General features: G+C 43.4%; 17 protein-coding genes and 1 pseudogene. 5 read left to right on the top strand and 13 right to left on the bottom strand.

Features of this window, described 5'->3' with window-relative positions:
• Nucleotides 1-450 precede the first annotated feature (450 nt).
• Both IPJ86_02830 and IPJ86_02835 read left to right on the top strand, forming a co-directional pair.
• Entirely contained in the window at nt 451-714 is a 264-nt protein-coding gene (locus IPJ86_02830) for a hypothetical protein (protein ID MBK7886259.1), read from the top strand.
• A 343-nt stretch (nt 715-1,057) separates the two neighbouring features.
• Nucleotides 1,058-1,471, top strand: a pseudogene (locus IPJ86_02835) (transcriptional regulator).
• A 180-nt stretch (nt 1,472-1,651) separates the two neighbouring features.
• Here the strand turns inward: IPJ86_02835 and infB are convergent.
• The 3 genes from infB to IPJ86_02850 form a co-directional block, all read right to left on the bottom strand.
• Nucleotides 1,652-4,813, bottom strand: a complete 3,162-nt coding sequence (gene infB / locus IPJ86_02840) for a translation initiation factor IF-2 (GenBank protein ID MBK7886260.1) — start codon at nt 4,811-4,813, stop codon at nt 1,652-1,654.
• Nucleotides 4,814-5,005: 192 nt separating this feature from the next.
• Nucleotides 5,006-6,241, bottom strand: coding sequence for a transcription termination/antitermination protein NusA (gene nusA, locus IPJ86_02845; GenBank protein MBK7886261.1), 1,236 nt, complete (start codon nt 6,239-6,241; stop codon nt 5,006-5,008).
• A gap of 5 nt (nt 6,242-6,246) precedes the next feature.
• Entirely contained in the window at nt 6,247-6,717 is a 471-nt protein-coding gene (locus IPJ86_02850; protein MBK7886262.1) for a hypothetical protein, read from the bottom strand.
• A gap of 115 nt (nt 6,718-6,832) precedes the next feature.
• Between IPJ86_02850 and IPJ86_02855 the strand changes: the two genes are divergently transcribed.
• Complete coding sequence (locus IPJ86_02855) at nt 6,833-7,876, top strand: glycosyltransferase family 9 protein (GenBank protein MBK7886263.1); 1,044 nt, start codon at nt 6,833-6,835, stop codon at nt 7,874-7,876.
• A gap of 622 nt (nt 7,877-8,498) precedes the next feature.
• Here IPJ86_02855 and IPJ86_02860 read toward each other — a convergent pair.
• The 5 genes from IPJ86_02860 to IPJ86_02880 all read right to left on the bottom strand — a co-directional run bounded on the left by IPJ86_02860 (nt 8,499) and on the right by IPJ86_02880 (nt 12,815).
• Nucleotides 8,499-9,812 carry a cbb3-type cytochrome c oxidase subunit I gene (locus tag IPJ86_02860; GenBank protein MBK7886264.1) on the bottom strand — a complete coding sequence of 438 codons (1,314 nt, stop codon included), beginning with the start codon at nt 9,810-9,812 and terminating at the stop codon, nt 8,499-8,501.
• Nucleotides 9,812-10,228 carry a cytochrome c gene (locus IPJ86_02865; GenBank protein MBK7886265.1) on the bottom strand — a complete coding sequence of 139 codons (417 nt, stop codon included), beginning with the start codon at nt 10,226-10,228 and terminating at the stop codon, nt 9,812-9,814. Before IPJ86_02865 ends, IPJ86_02860 begins: the two co-directional genes overlap by 1 nt.
• Before the next feature lie 4 nt (nt 10,229-10,232).
• Complete coding sequence (locus IPJ86_02870; GenBank protein ID MBK7886266.1) at nt 10,233-11,615, bottom strand: tyrosine phenol-lyase; 1,383 nt, start codon at nt 11,613-11,615, stop codon at nt 10,233-10,235.
• Between the two features lie 21 nt (nt 11,616-11,636).
• Entirely contained in the window at nt 11,637-12,356 is a 720-nt protein-coding gene (ric, locus tag IPJ86_02875) for an iron-sulfur cluster repair di-iron protein (protein ID MBK7886267.1), read from the bottom strand.
• Nucleotides 12,357-12,440: 84 nt separating this feature from the next.
• On the bottom strand, nt 12,441-12,815 hold the full coding sequence (locus tag IPJ86_02880; GenBank protein ID MBK7886268.1) for a group III truncated hemoglobin: 375 nt from the start codon (nt 12,813-12,815) through the stop codon (nt 12,441-12,443).
• A gap of 248 nt (nt 12,816-13,063) precedes the next feature.
• Here IPJ86_02880 and IPJ86_02885 point away from each other — a divergent pair, with 248 nt between their 5' ends.
• Both IPJ86_02885 and IPJ86_02890 read left to right on the top strand, forming a co-directional pair.
• Entirely contained in the window at nt 13,064-13,777 is a 714-nt protein-coding gene (locus IPJ86_02885) for a Crp/Fnr family transcriptional regulator (protein MBK7886269.1), read from the top strand.
• 187 nt (nt 13,778-13,964) lie between these two features.
• Nucleotides 13,965-15,764, top strand: a complete 1,800-nt coding sequence (locus tag IPJ86_02890) for a hypothetical protein (protein ID MBK7886270.1) — start codon at nt 13,965-13,967, stop codon at nt 15,762-15,764.
• 145 nt (nt 15,765-15,909) lie between these two features.
• Here the strand turns inward: IPJ86_02890 and IPJ86_02895 are convergent, their stop codons facing one another.
• From IPJ86_02895 to IPJ86_02915, 5 genes are all read right to left on the bottom strand, one after another.
• Nucleotides 15,910-17,340: a T9SS type A sorting domain-containing protein gene (locus IPJ86_02895; GenBank protein MBK7886271.1), complete on the bottom strand. Its 1,431-nt coding sequence runs from the start codon at nt 17,338-17,340 to the stop codon at nt 15,910-15,912.
• A gap of 108 nt (nt 17,341-17,448) precedes the next feature.
• Complete coding sequence (locus IPJ86_02900; GenBank protein MBK7886272.1) at nt 17,449-18,126, bottom strand: lipoprotein signal peptidase; 678 nt, start codon at nt 18,124-18,126, stop codon at nt 17,449-17,451.
• Between the two features lie 120 nt (nt 18,127-18,246).
• On the bottom strand, nt 18,247-18,666 hold the full coding sequence (locus tag IPJ86_02905; GenBank protein ID MBK7886273.1) for a TraR/DksA C4-type zinc finger protein: 420 nt from the start codon (nt 18,664-18,666) through the stop codon (nt 18,247-18,249).
• Nucleotides 18,667-19,137: 471 nt separating this feature from the next.
• On the bottom strand, nt 19,138-22,539 hold the full coding sequence (locus IPJ86_02910) for an isoleucine--tRNA ligase (GenBank protein MBK7886274.1): 3,402 nt from the start codon (nt 22,537-22,539) through the stop codon (nt 19,138-19,140).
• Nucleotides 22,540-22,935: 396 nt separating this feature from the next.
• On the bottom strand, nt 22,936-23,856 hold the full coding sequence (locus tag IPJ86_02915) for a fibronectin type III domain-containing protein (GenBank protein MBK7886275.1): 921 nt from the start codon (nt 23,854-23,856) through the stop codon (nt 22,936-22,938).
• Nucleotides 23,857-24,031: the final 175 nt, after the last annotated feature.

Below are 24,031 nucleotides of genomic sequence, written 5' to 3' on the forward strand. Positions count from 1 at the left end.
TATTGCATTGGTTGCAGTTTTATTTAAGTCGGTCTTTGGCGAATTTATTCAATCGCTCGTCGATTATGTTATTGCGATTCCAATATTAATATCCGGAATTATAAGTATTAGAGGATTTTACCTTGCAATCAAAGGATCCCAATATGGAAAACATAATTTCCAAAAAAGATACTTTGCTTTATTTGGCAATCTTTTCTTCTCATTAATTATCGTACTACTAATTATCTCCATTGCTACTGACCTTAAAAACTTAATGAATTGATCCGAAAATAAACAGTGGCTAACATGCAATTGGTCCTTCGCCAACTGCGAAAACGTTAATTAAACCAGCGGGGACAACTATATCATAGGACTTAAAATTGATTGAACTCCCTAAAAATGCCAAACTAAGACATTATTCAAATAGTTTTGGAATTCTTCTCTGGTATAAATTGCACCTATAAAGTAAAATTGAAAAATAAGCCTCTGACTAAAAATTGGGACTTATGGTTAATTCAACCAGTAAAAGGTTATCTCGAATTTGGCACCGTCCCTGTGAGCATTTCCGAAGTTGAATGGATTCAAATTAATCCACTTGAAAGGGTGCATTTGGGCATTCGAGTTCCTGATAAATATGTCGACCATACTGATGTTATAAAAAATTACTTTGACCAAAATTCTATTCAATACAAAATTGACGAAGGAATCATTTATATAATTTTTCAGGACAATTAAATGTTTGGATGATCTTTGTGCAGCTGGTTACTACATCCGCAAATTGAATAAAGAGTGTGTTTGTAGAATAATAGTTTATTCAATTTTAGACTAAGGTCCATTATCCCCTCAATCGCAAATAGCAAAATGCTAAAAGCCCATTGCCGTTGGTCGCGAAACTCTATTTCCCCTGAAAGATAACGCACGATGAAGAATGGCAACTCCACAGCTATAGTCCAAAGCCGGAAGCCCACCGAGAGCCCACAGCCCATGGCTGGAAGCCGGTAGCCGGAAGCCCGCAGCCGGAAGCCGGTAGCTAGTGAGCCCATAGCCGACTGGCTTCCGACTACCCGTTGTAAGTCTTGAAGCATTAAAAGGATTCCATACATCTCGACCAAGAAATGTATTGATTGCAGACGTTTGTTTTAAAGGAGGATTTATTGATTCGTGGGGAAGAGGAACGTTAAAAATTTTTGATGCCTGCAAAGAAGCGGAATTACCCGAACCCGAAATAAAGGAATTTCAAGGCGGTTTTATGGTAACGCTTTTCCAAGACAATTTAACGGAAGACCAATTGGTAAAACTTGGATTAAATGACCGACAATTGAAAGCGGTAAATTTCGTGAAAGAGAAAGGGAAGATTACGAATAAAGAATATCGGGAATTAAACGCCACAACCGAACGAACCGCTTCAAGAGACTTATCAGACTTGGTCGAGAAACAGATAATTAAGAGTTCGGGTATTAAGGGTGCAGGAGCTATTTACACACTGAGTTAAAAATACCGCCATAATAACGCCAATAACGCCAATAACGCCACAATAACGCCATAATAACGCCAATAACGCCATAATGAAGAAATAACAAAACTTATACGTTTACAACAGCGATCATCCCCCGCTAACTCCTCAGCCGGAAGCCGGTAGCCCGTAGCTGGCAGCCGGCATCCGGCAGCCCAATTAAGCTAACGTTCTCTTTATCGCTACATTCTCATAGCCTTCGATGTTATCGCCGACTTTGACATCATTAAAATTATTAATGCTTAATCCGCATTCCATTCCGGCTTGTACATCCTTGGCATCATCTTTAAAACGCTTGAGCGATGAAAGCTCTCCGGTATGTACTACGATACCATCGCGGATGATACGGATTTTTGTATTTCGGTTGATCTTACCTTCTGTAACCATACAACCTGCAACAGTGCCCACTTTAGGGATCTTGAATACTTCACGCACTTCAACGTTGCACACAATTTTCTCTTCAAATTCAGGTGCAAGCATGCCTTCCATGGCGGCCTTCACTTCGTTAATGGCATCGTAGATGATCGAATATAAACGTACATCAATCTCTTCCTGCTCCGCTATCTTACGGGCACTACCGCTCGGACGTACCTGGAAGCCGATGATGATGGCATTGGAAGCACTCGCTAACATGACATCCGACTCAGAAATTTGTCCAACACCTTTCAAAATAACATTCACCTGAATTTCCTGCGTAGAAAGTTTCAACAAGGAATCCGCCAATGCTTCTACCGAACCATCCACATCTCCTTTCACGATTACGTTCAACTCTTTAAAGTTACCAATGGCCAATCGTCGTCCGATCTCATCCAGGGTAATATGTTTATGGGTACGAATACCTTGCTCACGCTGCAATTGTAAACCCTTGTTCGCAATTTCCCGTGCCTCGCGCTCATCTTCCATCACATTGAACTGGTCACCGGCCTGTACTGCACCGGTCATACCGAGAATCATGGTTGGTGTAGAGGGTCCGGCTTCGTTGATGCGTTGTCCGCGTTCATTGAACATCGCTTTCACTCTACCACTATGGCAACCCGCTAAAACGACATCACCCATTTTGAGTGTACCGGTCTGTACGAGAATAGTTGTTACATAACCACGTCCTTTATCGAGCGAAGATTCAATAACAGTACCCTTTGCAAGACGGTCGGGATTGGCTTTGAGGCTGAGCATTTCTGCTTCGAGCAATACTTTATCCAGCAGCTTTTCAATATTCAGCCCTTTCTTGGCAGAGATATCCTGACTCTGGTATTTACCGCCCCAGTCTTCCACCAGGAAGTTCATGGCTGCGAGTTGTTCTTTAATTTTCTCCGGATTCGCATCGGGCTTATCCACTTTGTTTATCGCAAAAACGATAGGTACACCGGCTGCCTGCGCATGGTTGATGGCTTCCTTCGTCTGTGGCATCACACTGTCATCTGCAGAGATCACAATAATCGCCACATCCGTCACCTTGGCACCACGGGCACGCATCGCAGTAAAAGCTTCGTGACCGGGAGTATCGAGGAAGGTAATTTTTCGGCCATCCTCTAACGTTACTTCATAGGCACCGATATGCTGTGTAATTCCTCCGGCTTCACCGGCAATAACATTCGCCTTACGTACATAATCCAGCAAGGATGTTTTACCGTGATCGACGTGACCCATCACAGTTACGATCGGAGCACGTGGCTGCATTTCATCCTCTTCGTCTACTTCATCCACAATGGCATCCTGCACATCTACAGAAACAAATTCCACTTTAAAACCAAATTCTTCTGCCACCACCGTAATCGTTTCGGCGTCAAGACGCTGATTGATCGACACAAACAATCCAAGGCTCATACAGGTACTGATGACCTGATTCACCGGAACGTTCATTAACTTGGCTAACTCATTCGCAGATACGAACTCTGTTACCTTAATCGATTTATCGGCTTGTTGTTCCGCGAGTGCTTCCTGACGCTGTGCATGCAGGTCACGTTTCTCACGACGCAATTTGGAAGACTTCGACTTCCCAGTACCGCTGAGGCGAGCCAGAGTTGCCTTAATCTGATCTTGTATTTCCTTATCTGTTGGTTCAACTTTTGGTCCTGCCGGTGCCGGAGGTCCACCACGACGGTTTTGACCACCCGGACGGTTATCACGACGCGGACCGCCACCCTGACCTGCAGGACGCTGACCACCCGGTCCACCCGGACGCTGTCCACCCTGACCCGGAGGACGAGGGCCGCCTTGTCCCGGAGGACGCTGACCACCTGCTGTTCCTGCACCACCACCGGTACGCTGACCACCCTGACCTTGTCCTGTTCTTGGACCTTGTCCGGTAGGTGCAGCACCACCTTTATCCTTACGTTTACGTTTGCGTTTATCTCCTTCAAAATCGGAGGAGGAAGCGACCGGTTTCTTCTTGGTCGGCTCCACGGGCAATTGAATTTTTCCTAAAATATTTGGTCCCGTCAGTTTATCAAAGCGAACACCGATATGCTCGGGTCCGGTTGGAGGAACGGGTGCAGTAGGTTCAGCAGGCGGAGGTGTGGGAGCAGGTGCTTCCGGTTCATCCTTCTTCGCTACTACTTCCGGCTCTGATTTTTTAGCCGGTTTCTTCTCTTCAACAACTTCAGCTTTAGCAACGGGAGCCGGTTCTTCTTTAACCGTCTTCTTCGTACTCTTCTTTTCCTTCTCTTTCTTTTCCTCTTCGGCCTTCACCAATGCGGCATCGTCCTCTTCCTTCTTCTTCGTCGCCTTCTTCTTCTTCTCTACATTTTCAGATTCGAGTTTATCGGAAGCTTCCTTCGCCTTCACTTTCTCCTTCGCTACTGCCTTCGCTTTCTCTTCTTCCTCTTCCTTCTTCTTCGCTGTTTTCTTTTTAGCTCCGGCGTCGAGATCTATCTTACCCAAAATCTTTGGAGACTCCATCTCCGCACGGGCCTTAATCACTTCGGGTTGAGGTGCTGGTTCCTCTGCTTTCTTTGGTTTCGCTGCAGCCTTCTTCGCTGTTGCCGTTGCAGAAAGCTTTATTTCATCCAGACTTTTCTTCAGATTATCATCATTATCGGCTTCCACCTCCGTTTCACGCACATCGGCTCCACCGGATTTTGTCTCGATGGTGATCGTATCACGCTTCAATTTCTCGCGTGTCACCTCCTGCGCATCCAGCTTCGCCATCTTGTCCGGCTGATACTTCTCCTGCAAAATGGTATATACTTCCATAGAGATTTTAGCGTTCGGACTGCTGTCGATCTTCATCCCCTTTGACTCGAGGTATTCGACCACATGTTGCAGACCAACGTTAAACTCTTTGGCAACTTTAATGAGACGTAATGATTTTTCTTCGGACATCTACTGTTTTTATCTTTTTTCCCCTTGAGGTGTACTGTACTATTTATCGAATGGCAATCGGGCGGATGACAAGACAATTCCCTTGTCGTTTCATTTTTCGGAACGGCGCTTCCGTTATACTTTCCTCAAGGTTATCTGCCTGCTCCGTTTGCCATTATTCACCGGGCTACAACCTTGAACGCTTCAGGGTAATCACTCGAACTCGGATCGTAAAATCCGCACTACTTCGCGGATCGTTTCTTCTTCCAGATCTGTTCTCTTTACGAGATCATCCACGGTGATGGCCAGCACAGATTTCGCGGTATCGCAACCAATGGATTTCAATTCTTCTATTATCCACTCGTCGATTTCATCGGAGAATTCTTCCAGATCCACGTCCTCATCTTCATCTTCCGTATCGCGGTACACATCAATTTCATATCCTGTCAGGCGACCGGCGAGTTTAATATTATGTCCGCCTTTACCAATTGCCAATGATACCTGATCGGGTTTCATGAATACGGCGGCGCGATGTGTTTCATCATCCAGCTTCAGCGAGGTAATTTTCGCCGGACTCAAGGCACGGGTGATGTACAACTGCAGATTCGATGTATAATTGATCACATCAATATTTTCATTTCTCAACTCTCTAACGATACCGTGTATACGAGAACCTTTCATTCCCACACAGGCACCAACAGGATCAATACGGTCATCATAACTTTCCACCGCCACTTTCGCACGCTCTCCCGGTTCACGCACAATATTTTTAATCGTGATAAGACCATCGAACACTTCCGGTACTTCCTGTTCAAACAAACGCTCGAGGAAGACAGGAGAAGTCCGTGATAAAATAATTTTGGGACTCGCGTTCAACATCTCCACACGAAGCACCACTGCACGAACGGCATCTCCCTTCTTGAAGAAATCGGCAGGAATCGTTTCACCTTTCGGCAATACCAGTTCATTCCCTTCATCATCAAGGACCAAAATTTCCTTCTTCCAGATCTGATACACCTCACCGGTAATGATCTCCCCTACTCTGTCCTTATATTTCCTGTAAATACCATCTTTCTCCAGCTCGGTAATACGCGACACCAGATTCTGACGCAGCGCCAATACGGCACGACGACCGAAATCCCCGAGACGCACAGATTCCGTCAACTCCTCACCCACTTCAAAATCCGGTTCGATCTTGATGGCTTCTGAATAGGCGATTTGCGTCGCGTCATCTTCCACCATACCATCGTCAACAATCATACGGTTCCGGTAAATTTCAAGGTCACCCTTGTCGATGTTAATGATCACATCGAAATTATCAGAAGTGCCGAATTTCTTGCGCAATGTGGCTTTAATCACATCTTCAAGGATACTCATCATCGTAGCCCTGTCGATATTTTTTACCTCCTTAAACTCCGAGAAGGATTCTATCAATACTTGATGGTCCATTGGACTTATTTGAATTTATAGTTAATAATCAATTTCGCTTCTTTAATATTTTCAAAGGGAATGGTATGCTTCACTTCCGTAATAATCTTCTTTTTATTCTCCTTTCTCGAGACCGTTTCCAGCACTTCAATTCCGGCCGGATGAACTTCCTGCAAGATACCTTTTAGCTCTATGCCGTCAACACGCAGCACCCTTAATTCTTTACCAATGCGACGTTCATATTGCTGGGGCACCATCAGCGGCGCATCCATTCCCGGACTCCCTACCTCCACTTCATGACTCTCCAGAAAACCGGAGGTCTCGAAATGATTCAGCAGGTAGCGGGTCAGCAAGGCGCACTCCTCCAGCTTCACTCCTTCCGGCTTATCGATAGCCACCGTGAGTTTTCCGGGAGATAATTTCACATCCACAAGGAAACATTCCGTTTCTTTGAGATACTCCTTAACCAGGTTCCTTATGTCCTCTTTTTCAGTCATTTGAAATAAAGAAGGGGACATCTGTCCCCTCTCATTCTCCCTGCAAAGATATAAAATTCTAATGATTTACCAAGTTCTCTGCAAGGAGAAGTAAGGAATCGTTAACATTGCGCCCGTGGAAAAGTCAATGACCGCAAAGAAGTGGCTCGACAGAGGGGTATACCTGACCTCGATGGCACTTACGACCTTTATCAATAGGAGAAAAGACATTAAAAGCCTGTCTTTCAGTAATATACTTTGCATCAAGGAAGATGAAATAGGCGATTTTATTTACACCCTGCCGGTTTACGAGATGCTGCGGAAGCAATTTCCGGCGGCCCAAATCACGGTACTTTGCCGACCTTTTGGTAAACAAATCTTAAAATATTGCCCCCATGTGAACGCGGTTTTCAGTGAATACACGGATTTAAAAGGAAAATATGACCTCATTATTGACCTGCGAGGGACCATTCCCAGCACTTTTTACGCCCTCAAACATCCCCCGGTCATCCGCCTGGACAGAGGCAGCCTCCGCTATAAAAACCGAAAAAAGGGCGTCCACTCGCATGAATCGGAAGCCAATCTGGAAATCATACTTCCGGTACTCGACGCCAAAAATAAAATCTTAAAACCCACACTTTTCATAAGCGAAAAAGAGAGAGAAGAAGCCAGGAAATTTCTTGAAGAAAAAAACATTTCGAAGTACGCCCTCTTCCACACCGGTGCGCGAAGAATACTCAAAAAATGGCCGCTGGAACGTGTAGCGGAAATCATGAAATGGCTCTATACAGAACATGGACTTTCCTGTATTGTAGTGGGAGATGAGGAAGACGCGAAAGATGCCGAAGCCTTACGACAACTCACCAATATTCCCATTCACCAGGCAGCAGGAAAAGTGAATCTGCTCGTCTTTGCCGCGCTCTGCGAGAAGGCCGACATCTACATCGGCAACGATAGCGGACCCCTGCATATCGCCACCGTAATGGGAGCACCTTCCATCGGGCTCTACGGTCCGGGCGATCCCATCTTTCATCCTCGACTTCCCAATTCCCGTTTTTTACACCATATTCTCGAATGCAATCCTTGTGATCAGGTACATTGTAAATACAAAGAGTATCCTTGCATAGAGCGAATAACTATTGATGAAGTTCGTGAGAAAATAATTGATTTGAAAATTTGAAAATGGGTTGATTTGAAGATGGATGATTTAATGATGGTGGTGAATGAGATTTATTTTGTGAATATAATTACTGATGTAGAAAGTGTTTCGTCGAAGTTAGTCAAATTTTAATTTGAAAATTTGAAAATGTGTTGATTTGAAGATGGATGATCGCGAGAATTCGCGACGCGGGGTTCGCAGGGAAATATCATAATAAATCATAATAATCATAAGCAATCTGCGGCCTATCAAAATAGCATTGAGCATTCGGTTTTTTCAAATTATATCTGTAAATTCAAACCTAAGATTGCGACGAATAGCAATGCTTTTAATTTGAAAATATTTATGTTCCCGAAAAGAATTAATTGATTTTAGTTGAATGACGATCGTCGTCTTCGAAGGAATTTTCCTTTTTAACCACTGAGGCACGCAGGACACGTAGGAACACGGAGGACTTTTTCATTTTCTACAAACCTTAGTTAGTGGTCATCCAGAAAGTCGATTTTCATTCCATATCATCCCGGTGTTTCAGGACAATAATTCACTACTTATCAATTTCAAGGAAGTATATAGCCAGTAGAAAATTTCATTTTAAACCTGCCTGCGTCAAGTTATCGGTAGGCAGGCATTCTGAGGTCTATGTTCATTTTGAAATCAATAGTCTTTTCACCAAAATAATCGCCAACGCAGCTAAGGCTAACATTAAAAAAGCTCCACTCCAACTGAAAACATGAAACCATGGCTGAAGTTGCAACATCATTTTCGAGTGCGGGACATCTAGCTCCTGCATTTGAATAATCGCCTTTTTAACTCCGGCCCCAATGAGTGAAATCCAGAATACCAGCAACGAGAGCTGCACGAGATAAAACCAACCACGAAGCCATCCTGATATTTTTCCTTCATCTTTTTGTACATAAACGGCATCAAAAATTACGGCAAGTAAAATCATCGTATTGATGCCTATGGTAGTTCCCATCGCATGTGCTACGGTGATATGCGTGCCGTGTGTATATAAATTAATAGCCGGGATAGACATTAGCAAAGCCATAAAAAGATTTAGAAAAACCCATAGATCCGCTGCCAGCAGAAAACGATAACTGTAATAATGAAGATGTTTTCGGGATTCTGAAAGTGAAGCTTTAAAATTAGATATTATCCGCAGAAGAATTACCCATTCGGTCATACTAACAGCATAGCCTATGTAACGAATATATGGTGCCGTAGGAAGTGTATAAATATGGTGACTCCAATTGAACATTAAATTAAAAAGTCCTAAAAAATACATGCCAAAGGTAAGTTTGGATTTAGCGACTGATTTATCGCCGCTGATCCTCTCCATCAAATAAATAGCTGACCCATAAATCATCTGATTCCAGCAACCTACCAGAGAACCATTGACCTTCCATTGCACAATGGTATCACGAATGAAATTTTCCCTGAAATAGGGAATCACCCATAAATAATTTTCAATAAAAATGAAAAGGAAAAAAGCAATACCTGTTCCCCACATCCAGATATAAACGGGAGGAGATTTCAATTTCCATATACTTGAAAAGTAATTCACCACCATCAACAACCAGGCTGCCAGTATGAATAACGACCATTCCTTTGGAAATTCCCAGTACTCCCTTCCTCCGAATTTACCATTAAAATACGAATAGAAAACACCGGCAATAGGAATGACCCACAATAGGAGTTGCAATCGGGAGAGCTGTGGATAACGAATGGGGAGTCCGAGATTTTTCAACCCATAAAAAACAGCACCCGTTGCTCCTGTTAAAATCCAGAATAACATCGTTGACACATGCAGCGGACGTAGTTTTACAAAACCAAGGCTCTCTTTCCATAAACCGGGATTGGTATAACTATGTACAGCCAACACACCGAAGTTGAGTCCGACAATCATCAAAATGAGTGCAAGGATAAAAAAGTTCCGATCAATCGATTCTTTCCACATCAGCGCATGGATTGAGAAATCATCCCATCCCTGCCGATCTCAAAAGATCGTGGATCAGCATTACCACAATTATCCACCGCAAATAGAAATTCGTTCAGTAGCTTCAGCTCCTCCTCTGTCATGGCATATGCCGGCATTTGTCCTGAACCTGATTTTATCATGGCTGCTATATAACCGGGCCCTTTACCGGGTTTAGAATATACATCACTCAGGTCAGGACCTAAATAACCGCCTAATCCGTACAATTGATGACAAGCCTGACAATTGTAGTTTTGCCATATAAGTCGGCCCGCTGCTACGTTTTCCTCGTTTTCTGTTGTTGTGGCGCAAACAGTTCCGGTATAAAGATGCATACTGAATGAAATGAAAAGCAAACAGAAAACCAACATCGTATACCGGGCGTACTGCGCTTTCATCTATCTATAGTTTTTCAAATCTTGCCTGAAAGAAACGCAGATATTTGGGCTCATATATCATCTTGAGTCCTTTTATCTTATCGCGGCGATCATAAACACGCAGCACACTTTCGGTAATTACATCCATATGTGCCTGTGTATATACCCTGCGTGGGATGGTGAACCTGACCAACTCGAGCTTTGGATAATAATTATTCCCATCCGCTTTACGTCCTGCTGAAACAATTCCGCGCTCCATGGTTCGGACGCCGGAATCAATATAAAACTCGGCAGCTAAAGCCTGGGCAGGAAATTGACCTTGTTTTACATGCGGTAAAAAGGCCTTGGCATCAATAAAAATGCCATGACCGCCAATGGGCAATACGATTGGAATTCCACATTCCTTTAATTTATTCCCGAGATATTCTACTTGTCCAACACGGGCCTGCTGGTGTTTATCATTCAAACTTTCCTCAATACCAATGGCCATTGCTTCCATATCGCGCCCGGCCAGACCGCCATACGTGTGGAGCCCTTCATACACCACTACCAGATTCCGGGCTTCTTCAAAAACATCCCATTCATTGGTAGCCATAAATCCACCGATATTCACCAGCGCATCCTTTTTCGCACTCATGGTGGCACCATCGGTGTGCGAACAGATTTCCATTACGATTTCTTTTATGGATTTCTTTTCATATCCCTTTTCCCGTTGCTGAATAAAAAAGGCATTCTCAGCAACGCGTGTCATATCCAGAATGATTCTCAGCTTATGTTTTTTTGTATACGCTCTGAGTTCCTTCAGGTTCTTAAGGCTAATCGGCTGACCTCCCGCCATATTTACGGTAACGCCTATCGTTATATAAGGAATACGCTTGACGCCATACTTCTTCACCAGAACATCCAGCTTTTTTATATCCACATTGCCTTTAAAAGGATGCAGGCTGGCAGGATCATGCGCTTCGTCAATAATAATATCCGCGAAGGTTCCACCGGCCAATTCCTGATGCAGTCGTGTCGTCGTGAAATACATATTGCCGGGAACAACATCTCCTTTCTTAATCAGTATCTTCGAAAGGATATTTTCTGCTCCCCTACCCTGGTGAGTAGGGATCAGGTATTTATAACCATAATACTTTTTCACTGCCCGCTCGAGATTATAGTAATTTCTGCTGCCGGCATAAGCTTCATCACCACGCATCATGCCGGCCCACTGCACATCACTCATCGCAGAGGTGCCGCTATCGGTTAACAAGTCGATATAAACATCTTCCGATTTGAGCAAAAAGGTATTATATCCGGCGTCTCTGATCGCCTTCTTGCGCTGGGCGGATGTTGTCATTTTTAACAACTCCACCATTTTCATTTTATAAGGTTCCGCCCAGACGCCCCTTCTTCCTGCTTTCATAAGCTCAAATTCATTTTTAAATTATCTCAATTCGTACTCCATTTCAATAGCCTTTGGAAATAAAATATTATTTTCCAAATGAATATGTTTATGCAGATCTATCTCAAAATCTTTGAGCATGGAATAGGCAACTCTGTAAGTAGTGCAACCATCATCGGGAACACAATATCCATCCGTCACTTCTCCGATCCGCGCAAACCGGTCACCCTCTGTTTCATGCTCGCTTTCCATGACACGAATAGGTGCCTGCACACTAAATCCACCTGCTGAAAAAGGGACGCCGTTTCGCTGGTCATCTTCCAATCGTCTTACAAGCGGAAACAGAATATTTTCCTCTTTCATCATATGATCCATAAGATTGGCAGCACCTTGTGTGAACAATTCATTCACCTCAAACAGTTCAGGGTGATTTCCCCCATGCACCCTGCATAGCTTTTCAAGAAATTCACCGATCACCGGAACTTGCGTCCGGACATACTGATGATGTTTTGACAAGATATAATCAATGAGACGGTTCAGATCCCATTCATTGAACCCGTCCTCAGTATCAGGTACTGCGACTACGGAATTAAGCTCTTCCAAAATACTATTTGAATCAATATTCATTTTACTGCATACATCACGCAGCATACGGTTACCTCTACAACAAAAATCGATTCCATGTGCATTAAACACACCAGCAGTCCGGTAATCACCTGCCACGATAGCTCCAACAGTTAACTCATCATTAATCTTTCCCATATTTAATTTATTTTTTATTTTGTTACTTTCTTTATTTATAATTCACAGTCCGGATAACAGGCTGAAGTTGAATCCCCCTTCAAATTAACCGGACAGATGTTCTGAAGAACACAGTTTAGCACTGAAAATGCCTGCAATCGACCTTGCTCTCAACTTTGCCTCGTCTGCCATATCACCCTTAAACAATTCATCAATCGTTTTTTCAAAAAGAAATATCCATCTTTCAAAATGTTCCTTTGTCAGTGACATGTACTGATGTGGAGGAAATGGCTGACCAAAATAGGTCCGCTCCTTAAACAATAAAGTTTGCCAGAAACGCACCATCTTTTCCAGGTGAACATCCCATTTATTATTGATCACGCCATTGAATATATTTCCAAGCAGGTCATCTTCGCGTATCTTGAGATAAAACGAATCAACAAAGGATTTAATATCATTCAGATCGGTAATATCTTTCATAAGCGGTTCACCTTCAGATTAACTAATCGCCAGACAGCAAATAGCCTGTAAGGCAACAATCTTCCTTCTTTTACAAGCACAAAGGTTCGTAGTATCCATCGTCAAAAAAATGATCAATATCATATTCATCGCACTATTGCCTCATAAATACTAACTTTGTAATAATTGACATTGCTATATAATTTTAAGAAATATTATCCACATTTATAGGAAAACTTAAAGAGACCTCCCTTAAAACCTAAAGAAATATGAGGAAGAAAACGATAAATATGGACTGCTTTAATTGCGAATCAAGGTTACATTCTGTTTTTTGCAAGATAAGTGACAATGATGTACTGAATGTCAACCTTAATAAGAACCGTTTCGTTTATAATAAGGGGGACATTTTGTTCCACAGAGACACACTTCCGCTCGGAATTTTCATCATTGAAAAAGGAAAAGTTAAAATTTATAAATATGCAGGAAACGGTAGAGATCAAATTGTGCGACTTACTAAACCGGGAGACATTATTGGCTACCGCGCATTATTAAATAGCAGGCCTTATTCATCCACTGCTGAAGCAATTGAAGAAACCGTTGTTTGTTTTTTAAGTAAGGATTTATTCATGGACATCATGAAAAACAACAACAGTGTCAATGAAAACATCCTTAAATTAATGACTAAAGAACTGGATCACACCGAAACATTGCTTTGTGAAAATCATTTTAAGTCAGTAAGGGCAAGAGTGGCTGATATGATTTTGTATATTAAAGAAAAATACGGTTTTGAAAAAGATAATATCACTATTAATATTACTTTATCCCGTAGCGATTTATCATCATTGGTTGGAACGGCAACGGAAACACTTATCCGAACTTTGATTACTTTGAAAGAAGAACAAATAATAGACTTTTCCGGGAAGAGAATACAGATCAAAGATCAAAAAAAACTAATACAGGCTGCACAAAGAAAGGAATCTTAATAACCTGTCACCTTTAGAATTTGTCAAATTAAATAATGCAGTTTAATGTTTTTTTTTAAACTGCTTTCCGTCTTTTGCTAAAAGAAATATTCTTTTTAATGTTAAAATATACTGTGAATTGTGATGATCATCATTTTAACCGAGAAACAATCTTCGTAATTTTGCCTGCTTCTGAAAAACAAAACGAATGATTCCCAACCATCAACATACTTTTCATATTCCGGTAATGGGCTTAGGCTTTACGATTGACAGTCCGGCGAAAATCGCCAAATACGGTATTTCATCGGTCATCTCCATTATGGAAGATGAATTAATTGAAAGTATGCGGGCTTTCTATTGCAAGGCTTACGGGATTACGTACCAGCCGATTAAACAAAATGAAGAAGATTATCGGGCGCGACGCATTACAGCCTATCTGAATACAATCAATCAGGTGGTGAACATACAGTTTGAAACCCTGAAGAAATCATCCTTCTCACCGGATTCAGAACTCAGCAGATACTTTGAATTACTTCCCGATTCTTCCCCTCTGCGTAAACGTTTTATCGCCATGTGCGCAATGCCCGAAGGAATAGAAAAGACTTCTGTTCAGCAGGAATTAAGAAGCGCAATGAAACCCGGATCTATCGATGTAAATATCATGGCAAAGGCCGATCGGTTGGGATACTCAGAAGATGGAAAGGAGTTATTACCGGAGTTTTCTAACGCACTTTCGTCCCTGAGAGGATTTGCAAAGAGTGATTTAAAATCTTCATTGGTTATCTCCGCAGGATATAATCCCCGGTTGTATTCATACATCGGTCAATTTAAAGATTTCTTTCCGGATGAAAATGGAATGCTGACGAAAAAAATAGTTTTAAAAGTAAGTGATTATCGCTCGGCACAGATTCAGGGATTACTGTTGGCTAAAAAAGGAATTTGGGTATCAGAATTCAGAGTGGAATCAGGGTTAAACTGTGGCGGACATGCCTTCCCTACTGAAGGTCTGCTTACAGGACCCATTCTGGAAGAATTTAAGGAAAAAAAAGAAAGCCTGAGGGAAGCATTGAAGAATCAATGTAATACAGCATGGGAAGGATTGGGCATTCCTCATGACCATTTCAACTATGAAATTACTTATTCGGCGCAGGGCGGCATCGGTACCTTTGAAGAAGATACCTTTCTCAGGAAACACTACCAACTTGATTATACCGGTTGGGGAAGTCCTTTTCTTTTAGTGCCTGAATGTACCAATGTAGATGAAGAAACATTGAAGAAACTTACCCAAGCTGAACCTTCTGACTACTATTTAAGCTATGCCTCACCGTTAGGCGTTCCGTTTTACAACTTCAGGCTATCAAGTGCCAATACGGAAAGGATAAACCGCATAAAGGCAAATCGCCCCGGCTCCCCTTGCTATAAAAAACATCTGGCGTCCAATACTGAATTTACTACCGAAACAATCTGTACTGCTTCTCGGGAGTACCAGCAGCTAAAAATAAAATCCGTCACTGAAAGCGCTGTTTCTGAAGAAGAAAAAGCAGCACAAATTAAAAGGATCACTGAAAAAGAATGTTTATGTGAAGGACTTTCAACAGCCACTTTGCTAAAGAACAAATTACCACTCTCACACAAACTGAAATCAGTGAGTATCTGCCCCGGTCCCAATATGGCTTTTTTTAGTCGAATTGCCACCTTAGAAGAAATGTGCGGACATATCTATGGAAGAACCAATCTCATCAGTAAAAAACGTCCGCATTTATTTATCAACGAGCTTAAATTGTATGTTGACTACTTTAAAAGGCAGATGGCTTCAAATCCCTTATCAAATCAGGAATTAAAATATCTGAACAATTTCAAAAACAATCTTCTGAAAGGAATTGACTACTACAAAAATCTGTTTTTAACAATTCAGAACCTGACTGTAAGTACAACTGAAAACATGATTCTTCAACTACGGGAATTTGAAGAACAACTCCAGAATGAAGAAGCGTTTGTGATCGGTTAAAATAATTTTACACGGATTCATTCTATTCTAAACTATCGTTACAATGGATTATTATAACAAATCTTAACAGGTCCTCCTTCGCTAAAGGTTCGGAGGACAAGCATAAAAAATCTGCGGCCTACCTTTCTAAAACAAACCTGTATAATTATTTTTCTACCACACAGCGAGCGAAATAATTACGACCGGAGCTATCGGTGGCTTTAATAAAGTACAGACCTGAATGAATACCTGATACGTCAATCGTCTGTGATCTACCACTGTTTGGAGTGTTGATTAATTTTCCGGATACATCAAACAGTTCAACAACAGCTACATCTTGTCCTGCGGGAAGATGAATAGTTAGAGTCGATTGTACCGGATTGGGGTATATGAACATTTCTTCATTCGAAATTTCTGTCAGTCCGGTCGTAGCAGGATTCACGGCAATAATTTTAATGCCGGTCCAGTTGGATGAAAAGGGGATAGCCGTAACAATATACGCCAGGTAAACGGTATCATTGCTGAAATCCAATCCCCAGGTACCGATGTTGTTGTTTACTCCACCGTAAAAGGAACAGGAGTCGGGTTGTGTGGGATCAGAAACATCTAATACCAGCAAATCCCCTCTCCCTGTTGATGAATACACCAACTGCTGCTGCTCATCATACCGTAATTCATTCGCATGCCCCTCTGAAGCCGCCCATATAAAAGGATTATTGGTCGGTGCCGGCCACGAGGGACCTTTCCAGGAACCGGTAAGGCCCACAGCGCCCGCATTGGAGATATCCAGTACTTCAAAACCCTGATAATCCACAGCGACATAGGCCAGGCCTTCATGCAGCACCACATTATTATAAGCCGTAGCAAATCCCACCATCGAAGGATTACAAAATTGGGCGATTTGTACCGGAGCCGTTTTATTCGTCACATCAATCACCCGAAAACCTCCTCTGTCGAAGCAGGCAAAGACGGTATCGTTACGTACTGCTAATCCCCGCACATTGAATTTCACCGAATCATTACTTGTCGGAGGAACGCCATGCGGGAAGGACATGGAAGGAAGATAGGTGGACTTCCAGGAAACATTGTTCGCATCGCTGATATCGAGAATGATCAATCCATTGTACATTCCGCCCAGGTAAGCATAACTGCCTTCTATCTCCACAGCACCACAACCTCCTATCGGGAAAGGAGAATACCATGTATCCGTGATAAATGCATTATAAGGATTACTGATATCGATGATGGCCAAAGCTGCTCCCTGTGCAGGGGTGTCATAGATATTTCCCAACGCGAGATACAACTGACTGTCTACCTGTGTCAGACTTATCACATGATATCCGTTGAAAGCACTCGCGGGAATTGTATCAATGGGAACAGGCAATGCAGGGTTGGAGATATCCGCAATCTTCAATCCTCCTTCCTTCGAAGCGACGTACATAAACGGTCGTCCGGTATTATCCTTTCTTACCGTAAAAGTACTTTGAGTAAATACAGAGGGCAACTCCCCTACTGACTGCAAACTTGTGAGACATTGTGCGGTAGCCGTTCCTGCAGTAAAAAATACCGCCAGGACAAAGAGAAGGATAGATTTCATGAAGAAAGAATTTTGAAATGTAAAGTTAAAATTTTTGAAAGCAGTAGCAAATGAATTTTAATAATTTCTGAAAACGGGTAAGATTTAAACCGGCTTTCTATCTGCGTTTCATTGCTGTTGATCTTCTGAACCAGATTCGGTTTGGATATCTATACTTTTAATTTCAGATTTCACCTGCGCAGATTCCTCCGGATAAATTTTCTTTTGGAAAACGATCCATAGGATTACCCCACAACTGATGGCGGCATCGGCAATATTAAATACGGGACGGAAAAACAGAAACGACTCTCCCCCCCATACCGGAAGCCATGCCGGAAATTGTCCGCTGATGATCGGGAAATAGAGCATATCCACGACTTTCCCATGTAACAGCTCCGCATAGCCGCCTTCGGGAGGGAACAGTGCTGCTACACCCCCAAAATCACTCGTGGAAAAACAAACTCCATAAAAAACGGAATCAATTATATTTCCAATAGCTCCGGCAAAGACCAGCGATAAGATTGAAATATAAAGCTTCCCTGCTTTTTCCTTCACCATCTTCCAGAGAAACCAGGCCAGACCGCTCACAAAAATGATGCGAAATACACTCAAAAATAATTTGCCATAATCACCGCCCAACTCCAGCCCGAAAGCCATTCCGTTGTTCTCGGTAAAGTGAATATAAAACCAATTGGCCACTTTATACTCCTGCCCCAGATACATATGCGTTTTGATCCAGATCTTCGAGAGCTGATCGGCGAACAAGACGGAGAATATAATTAACAGCGGACGTTTCAAGGGCAAGATGGGGTTTCAAAAAAAGGAAGCCTGCAGGATTATACTGCAAGCTTCGATTTTGTTTTTTTTATTTTGGCAGCAAGTGAAAAGACACTTGGCTGCAAGGGTACTATTCAATCAGAAGTTGCATTAATCTCTGTACTGTTTCAATTTTGCTTCCATGCTCTGCGTGGTATGCGGAACAGCACGCAAGCGTTCTTTAGGAATCAGCTGACCGGTGACTCTGCAAATACCGTAGGTTTTATTTTCAATGCGAATCAAGGCTGCTTCCAGTTGCTCGATAAACTTCTTTTGACGGGCAGCGAGGTTAGCCGCTTCTTCTTTCGCCAGGGTTTCAGAACCATCTTCCAGCATTTTAAAGGAAGCGCCGGTATCATCCGTACCATTCTCATTGGCATTGATAATTTGCGCCTGCAGATTGATCAACTCACGTCTTGCTTCTTCGAGCTTATTCACCACTAACACTTTGAACTCTGCCAGATCGGCATCGTTATAACGCTGTGTAGTCACTACTTTTTTAACTTCCGTTTCTGCTTTTTTCTCTATCATAGGTTTTGACTCAATTTTCACACTTGGCACTACAGGGATATGAACGGCGGGACGGGTGACTTGTTGTTCCTTTAGGACAGGCTTAGTATTTGCCTTTGAAGCAACGGGAGCAGCCTTCACCACTTTCGTCACCTTCTTAGGTTCCACTTTATTTACTTTGGGAGCCGGGGCTTTCGCCACCTTCTTCGCCACCGCCTTTTTAGGTGCTGCTACTGTCTTTTTTACAGCGGCTTTCTTTACCGGTTTAACAGCGGACTTCTTCACCACCTTTACTGCTTTCTTAGCGCTTTTCTTAGGGGCAACTATTTTTTTAGCAGGAGCTTTCGCTGCTGAAGACTTCTTAGCAACTGTTTTTTTAGCAGGAGCTTTTTTCGCAGCCTTCTTAGGTGCTGCCTTCTTCACGACTTTACCGCCGGTCGCTTTACCTGCAGGTTTCTTAGCTGCGGCCTTTTTTGATTTAGAAATGTTTTTTTACTGGCCATTGGAATATTTTTTTACAGATGTAATTACTTGAAGTTCATCATCCACATCCACCGGAATCGCTTCCGATCCGTCAACATGGTCAACCAACTCCAATTGTGTTGCTAAAATTTCGCTGCGAATATAGTCGAAATTATTCTTTACTGAACGATGAACCGACTCCGGTCCCTGTATTCTCACGCTGATGGTGTCCGTTACTTCGAACCCCTTGTCTTTCCGTATGTTCTGAATGCGGTTGACGAGTTCCCGCGCCAGTCCCTTGTCTTTCAGATGGTCTGTTAAGGTAATATCGAGGGCCACCGTCAGCTTTCCCTGACTGATCACCTGCCAGCCGGGGATATCTTCACTCAGCACCTCCACATCTTCCAAAAGCAAATCGAAGAGCACCTCTCCCAGCTTCATGGGCAAAATGCCGTTCTGTTCGAGATAAGCTATTTCGTCCTGACTGATCTCCGCCACCCTGGCGCTCAATTGTTTCATCAAGCCACCGACCTTCGGACCAAGGGCTTTGAAATTAGGTTTGAGCTTTTTAACGAGGACATTGTTGGACTCATCGAGAAACTGAATCTCCTCCACATTCACCTCCGCCTTGATGAGTTCCTCCACCGCCTGAATCTTTTTCCTGAAATTTTCATCAAAAACAGGCAATAATATTTTTTGAAGGGGCTGACGTACTTTGATATTCACCTTCTTGCGTAAACTCAACGCCATGGAACTTATCTCCTGCGCCAACTGCATCCGCTCTTCCAGATTCTTATCAATCAGCTCCTCATTTACTTCAGGAAAATTCGCCAGATGCACGCTCTCGTTGCGATCCTTCTTTGAACAGTTATTGAGATCACTGAACAACTGATCGGCGAAGAAAGGCGCTACCGGAGCCATCAGCCGCGATAAAGTATCGAGACAAGTGTACAAGGTCTGATACGCAGCCTTTTTATCATCCGAATAATCTCCCTTCCAGAAACGACGACGACTCAGACGAATGTACCAGTTGCTGAGATGTTCCGTGACAAAATCCTGAATAGCACGGGTCGCCTTCGTGGGTTCATAATCCGCATAGCAGGCATCCACTTCCTTGACGAGCGAATTCAACAAGGAGAGAATCCATCTATCCAGCTCGGTGCGGTTTTTATATGGAATTTCCGGACCTTCAAATGTGAAGCCATCGATATTCGCATAGAGGGCGAAGAAATTATAAGTATTGTAGAGAGTACCGAAAAACTTACGCTGCACCTCTCCTATTCCTTCGAGATTAAATTTAAGATTGTCCCAGGGCTGCGCATTGCTGATCATGTACCAGCGCGTAGCATCAGGGCCATAGGTATCGAGTGTCGTAAAAGGATCGGCAGCATTGCCCAGGCGCTTCGACATCTTGTTTCCGTTTTTGTCGAGCACGAGTCCGTTGGAAACTACATTTTTAAATGCAACAGAATCAAATAACATCACAGCCAATGCATGGAGTGTGAAGAACCATCCCCGGGTTTGATCCACCCCTTCAGCGATAAAATCAGCAGGGTACACATTGTCCAGATTTTTTCTTTCGAAGGGATAATGCCATTGCGCATAAGGCATCGCACCGCTGTCGAACCATACATCAATCAGGTCGGGCTCACGGTACATCGGTTTCCCTTTGGAGGATACCAGCACAGCATGATCCACATAGGGGCGGTGCAAATCGAAATCACCTTTTTCCGGATCCAGATGTTCCATTTTTGCAGGGTCCATCAGTCCGGCGGCAGCAGCTTTCTTCAACTCATTGTTGAGTTCTTCAACAGAGCCGATGCATTTCTCCTCTCCGTCTTCTGCTCTCCATATCGGCAATGGAATTCCCCAATAGCGAGAACGGCTCAGGTTCCAGTCGACGAGGTTCTCCAGCCAGTTTCCGAAACGGCCGGTTCCTGTACTCTCCGGTTTCCAGTTGATGGTTTTATTCAGTTCAATCATCCGCTCCTTGCAGGTAGTGGTACGGATAAACCAGCTATCCAATGGATAGTACAAAACCGGTTTATCGGTCCTCCAGCAATGGGGATAGGTATGTTCGTATTTTTCTACTTTGAAAGCACGGTTCTCCTGTTTGAGTTTGATGGCTATGCGCTCATCCACGTTGAGGTATTTCTCCCTGCTCTGCTTTTCCTTCTCTTCCTCGAGTTCCGTTCCGTTCAGGTATTCTTCCTTCACATACTCGAGCGCGAAATCGGTTACTTCTTTCACAAATCTTCCCCGCTTGTCCACTAACGGCATAGGCTTACCGCTATCATCCGCCACCATGATCGATGGAACATCATTCTGTTTGGCTACCCGGAAGTCATCCGCACCAAAAGTAGGCGCGATATGAACGATTCCTGTACCATCTTCCGTACTTACAAAGTCACCCGCGATCACTCTGAATGCATCGCCCTCCGGCTGTACGTAGGGAAGTAGTTGTTCGTAGTGTATACCCGTTAGTTCAGCACCTTTCCATTCCTTCTCTATGCGGAAAGGAATCAATTTATTTCCCGGTTGATATTCTTCCAGCTTCAGCTCTGCTTGTTTCGGAGAGAAATATTTTCCCACGAGCTCTTTCGCCACCACGACACTTACCGGTTCAAAGGTGTACGGATTGAAGGTGCGTATCAGTGCATAGGTAATGGAAGCGCCTACTGCAAGGGCAGCGTTGGCCGGTAAGGTCCAGGGCGTGGTGGTCCAGGCGAGGAAAAAAACGGGCGCATCGGTAGCCGCGAACAAAGCTTCACTCTTCGCATCGCGGATAACGCTGAACTGAGCCACGATAGTAGTATCCTTCACCAGCTTATACGTCCCGGGCTGATTCAATTCATGCGAACTGAGACCGGTTCCCGCAGCGGGTGAATAGGGTTGGATGGTATATCCTTTGTAGAGGAGATTTTTTTTATGCAGCTCTTTCAGGAGGTACCAGCAAGTTTCGATGTACGAATTCTCAAAAGTGATATAGGGATGTTCAAGATCGACCCAATAGCCCATTTTACGGGTCAGGTCGTCCCATACCGACTTATACTTCATCACCTCCCGGCGGCAGGCTTTGTTATAGTCTTCTATGGAGATTTTTTCCCCGATATCCTCCTTGGTGATTCCCAGCGTCTTCTCTACAGAGATTTCGATGGGAAGTCCGTGCGTATCCCAGCCACCCTTGCGGTTCACCTGGAAGCCCTTTTGTGTCTTATACCGGCAAAAAATATCCTTTATCGAGCGGGACATCACATGATGAATACCGGGAAGGCCGTTCGCTGAGGGTGGTCCCTCGTAAAAGGTAAACGCGGGTGCTCCTTCGCGCTCTTCAATGGAGCGTTCGAAGATGCGTTTCTCCAGCCAGCGGGAGAGCACATTCTCCGCGAGACCGGGCAGATTTAAAGATTTATACTCAGGATATTGCGACATAGGATTTGAAGGGTGCAAAGGTAGGGAAATTATCAGGGACTACAGGAATAAAAACAGGCACCATTTTCCTAAAGTAATGAAGGCCTTTCTAATCCTCTCCATACTGGGCAGATGCATTAAAAAAAAGGCCGTAGTTCCTTAATTTCAGGGTTGGCCAATACTGAATTCTATCCAAAAAAAAAGATGACCTTACAGGGGCCATCCTGGTAATTATTTGGTTTGATTGTGTTTGAAGTACAAAAGGCGGGAAGATTATTCCGGAAGGGACATCTTACAGGACGTCTATCCGGTGAACGAAAAATACAACCTTTCCTTGAGCGCAACCGGTGTATTCAACACTATAGAAATGGATAGTGGGTTAACCGGGTCCTGCGCAAATTTCTTACTCTGTTTTTATCAATGTACCACACTCAATCGTTGATGGTGCTCCATCGTCAATGAACGCACGCTGAGCACATACAGTCCCTGCGGAAATTGATTTACCGGAACTTCAAATTGCGCGGCCTGCTCGCTGTTTTCGGGAACGAAGCTATACACTTGTTTACCGGTCATGTCGGTGAGGCTAACTTCCTGTACATCGTTGGTCCACTCTTCCGGCAATACAAGGTAAACGATTTCTGAAGCAGGATTCGGGAATAATTTTACCTCAGCTGTTGCCAGATCAGCAGTACGAAACACGGCAGTCGTGAAGGGGAACCATGCCGTCCAGGCGCTGTGAAGAAGGCCGCCACAGTTGCTGCGTACTTTCGCTTTGTAGTTAGTTGCAGCTGATAACCCTGTTACATTGAAGGAGGTTTGTGCTGTAGTTGTTGCAAACAAAAAGGCGACAGGATTATTTTGTCCGTCTTCAACACGCAATCGATAACTCAATGCACCGGGTGCTGCAGTCCAGGAAATAGTGGCAGAGGTAGCAGTAGTGGCTCCGGCTGATAATCCGGAAGGAACGGTACATTGTGTTTGTCCTGATCCGCTGGTGAAGAAATAATAGGGTGACCAGGAAGACTTGTCACCATTGCAACGGGTACGCACTTTAAATTTATAATTGGCTGCTGCTGTAATTCCGTTTAACGTATAGGAAGTGGTGGTTGAAACAGGCTTCAATAAAAACGGAACCGGATTGCCGGTGGCATTTTGTATTTCAAGATCATAACGAATCGCGCCCGGAACTGCATTCCAGTTTAACTGCATGGATGTCGCCGAAACAACAGTGACATTTAATCCTCCGGGAACTCCACAATTTTGCGCATTGGTTATGGAACTGATAAGGATACCTGCTACGAGTAAGATAGCCCAGTAAATTTTGATAATTGTTTTCATATAGTTTATGTTTTTAAATTGTTACACAAAGAGAACACCTATTCCATGTTAAAGTCAACTAAAAGAAATTGAAGAAGGCGAAATGTAGGTTTGAATGAGAAAATATAGATGTTGAAACATTCTTTAAATTTTGCTTTTACCGTATTGGGGTATGATTCTTTCAAAAACCTCCTTT

This window comes from Bacteroidota bacterium (assembly GCA_016713925.1).
GTDB lineage: Bacteria > Bacteroidota > Bacteroidia > AKYH767-A > OLB10 > JAJTFW01.

Bases quoted from the DNA above. Each gene is read 5' to 3' on its own strand.
- infB (MBK7886260.1), bottom strand. From the start codon at position 4,813: ATGTCCGAAGAAAAATCATTACGTCTCATTAAAGTTGCCAAAGAGTTT.
- nusA (MBK7886261.1), bottom strand. From the start codon at position 6,241: ATGGACCATCAAGTATTGATAGAATCCTTCTCGGAGTTTAAGGAGGTA.
- IPJ86_02850 (MBK7886262.1), bottom strand. From the start codon at position 6,717: ATGACTGAAAAAGAGGACATAAGGAACCTGGTTAAGGAGTATCTCAAA.
- IPJ86_02860 (MBK7886264.1), bottom strand. From the start codon at position 9,812: ATGTGGAAAGAATCGATTGATCGGAACTTTTTTATCCTTGCACTCATT.
- IPJ86_02865 (MBK7886265.1), bottom strand. From the start codon at position 10,228: ATGAAAGCGCAGTACGCCCGGTATACGATGTTGGTTTTCTGTTTGCTT.
- IPJ86_02870 (MBK7886266.1), bottom strand. From the start codon at position 11,615: ATGAAAGCAGGAAGAAGGGGCGTCTGGGCGGAACCTTATAAAATGAAA.
- ric (MBK7886267.1), bottom strand. From the start codon at position 12,356: ATGGGAAAGATTAATGATGAGTTAACTGTTGGAGCTATCGTGGCAGGT.
- IPJ86_02880 (MBK7886268.1), bottom strand. From the start codon at position 12,815: ATGAAAGATATTACCGATCTGAATGATATTAAATCCTTTGTTGATTCG.
- IPJ86_02885 (MBK7886269.1), top strand. From the start codon at position 13,064: ATGAGGAAGAAAACGATAAATATGGACTGCTTTAATTGCGAATCAAGG.
- IPJ86_02890 (MBK7886270.1), top strand. From the start codon at position 13,965: ATGATTCCCAACCATCAACATACTTTTCATATTCCGGTAATGGGCTTA.
- IPJ86_02895 (MBK7886271.1), bottom strand. From the start codon at position 17,340: ATGAAATCTATCCTTCTCTTTGTCCTGGCGGTATTTTTTACTGCAGGA.
- IPJ86_02905 (MBK7886273.1), bottom strand. From the start codon at position 18,666: ATGATAGAGAAAAAAGCAGAAACGGAAGTTAAAAAAGTAGTGACTACA.
- IPJ86_02910 (MBK7886274.1), bottom strand. From the start codon at position 22,539: ATGTCGCAATATCCTGAGTATAAATCTTTAAATCTGCCCGGTCTCGCG.
- IPJ86_02915 (MBK7886275.1), bottom strand. From the start codon at position 23,856: ATGAAAACAATTATCAAAATTTACTGGGCTATCTTACTCGTAGCAGGT.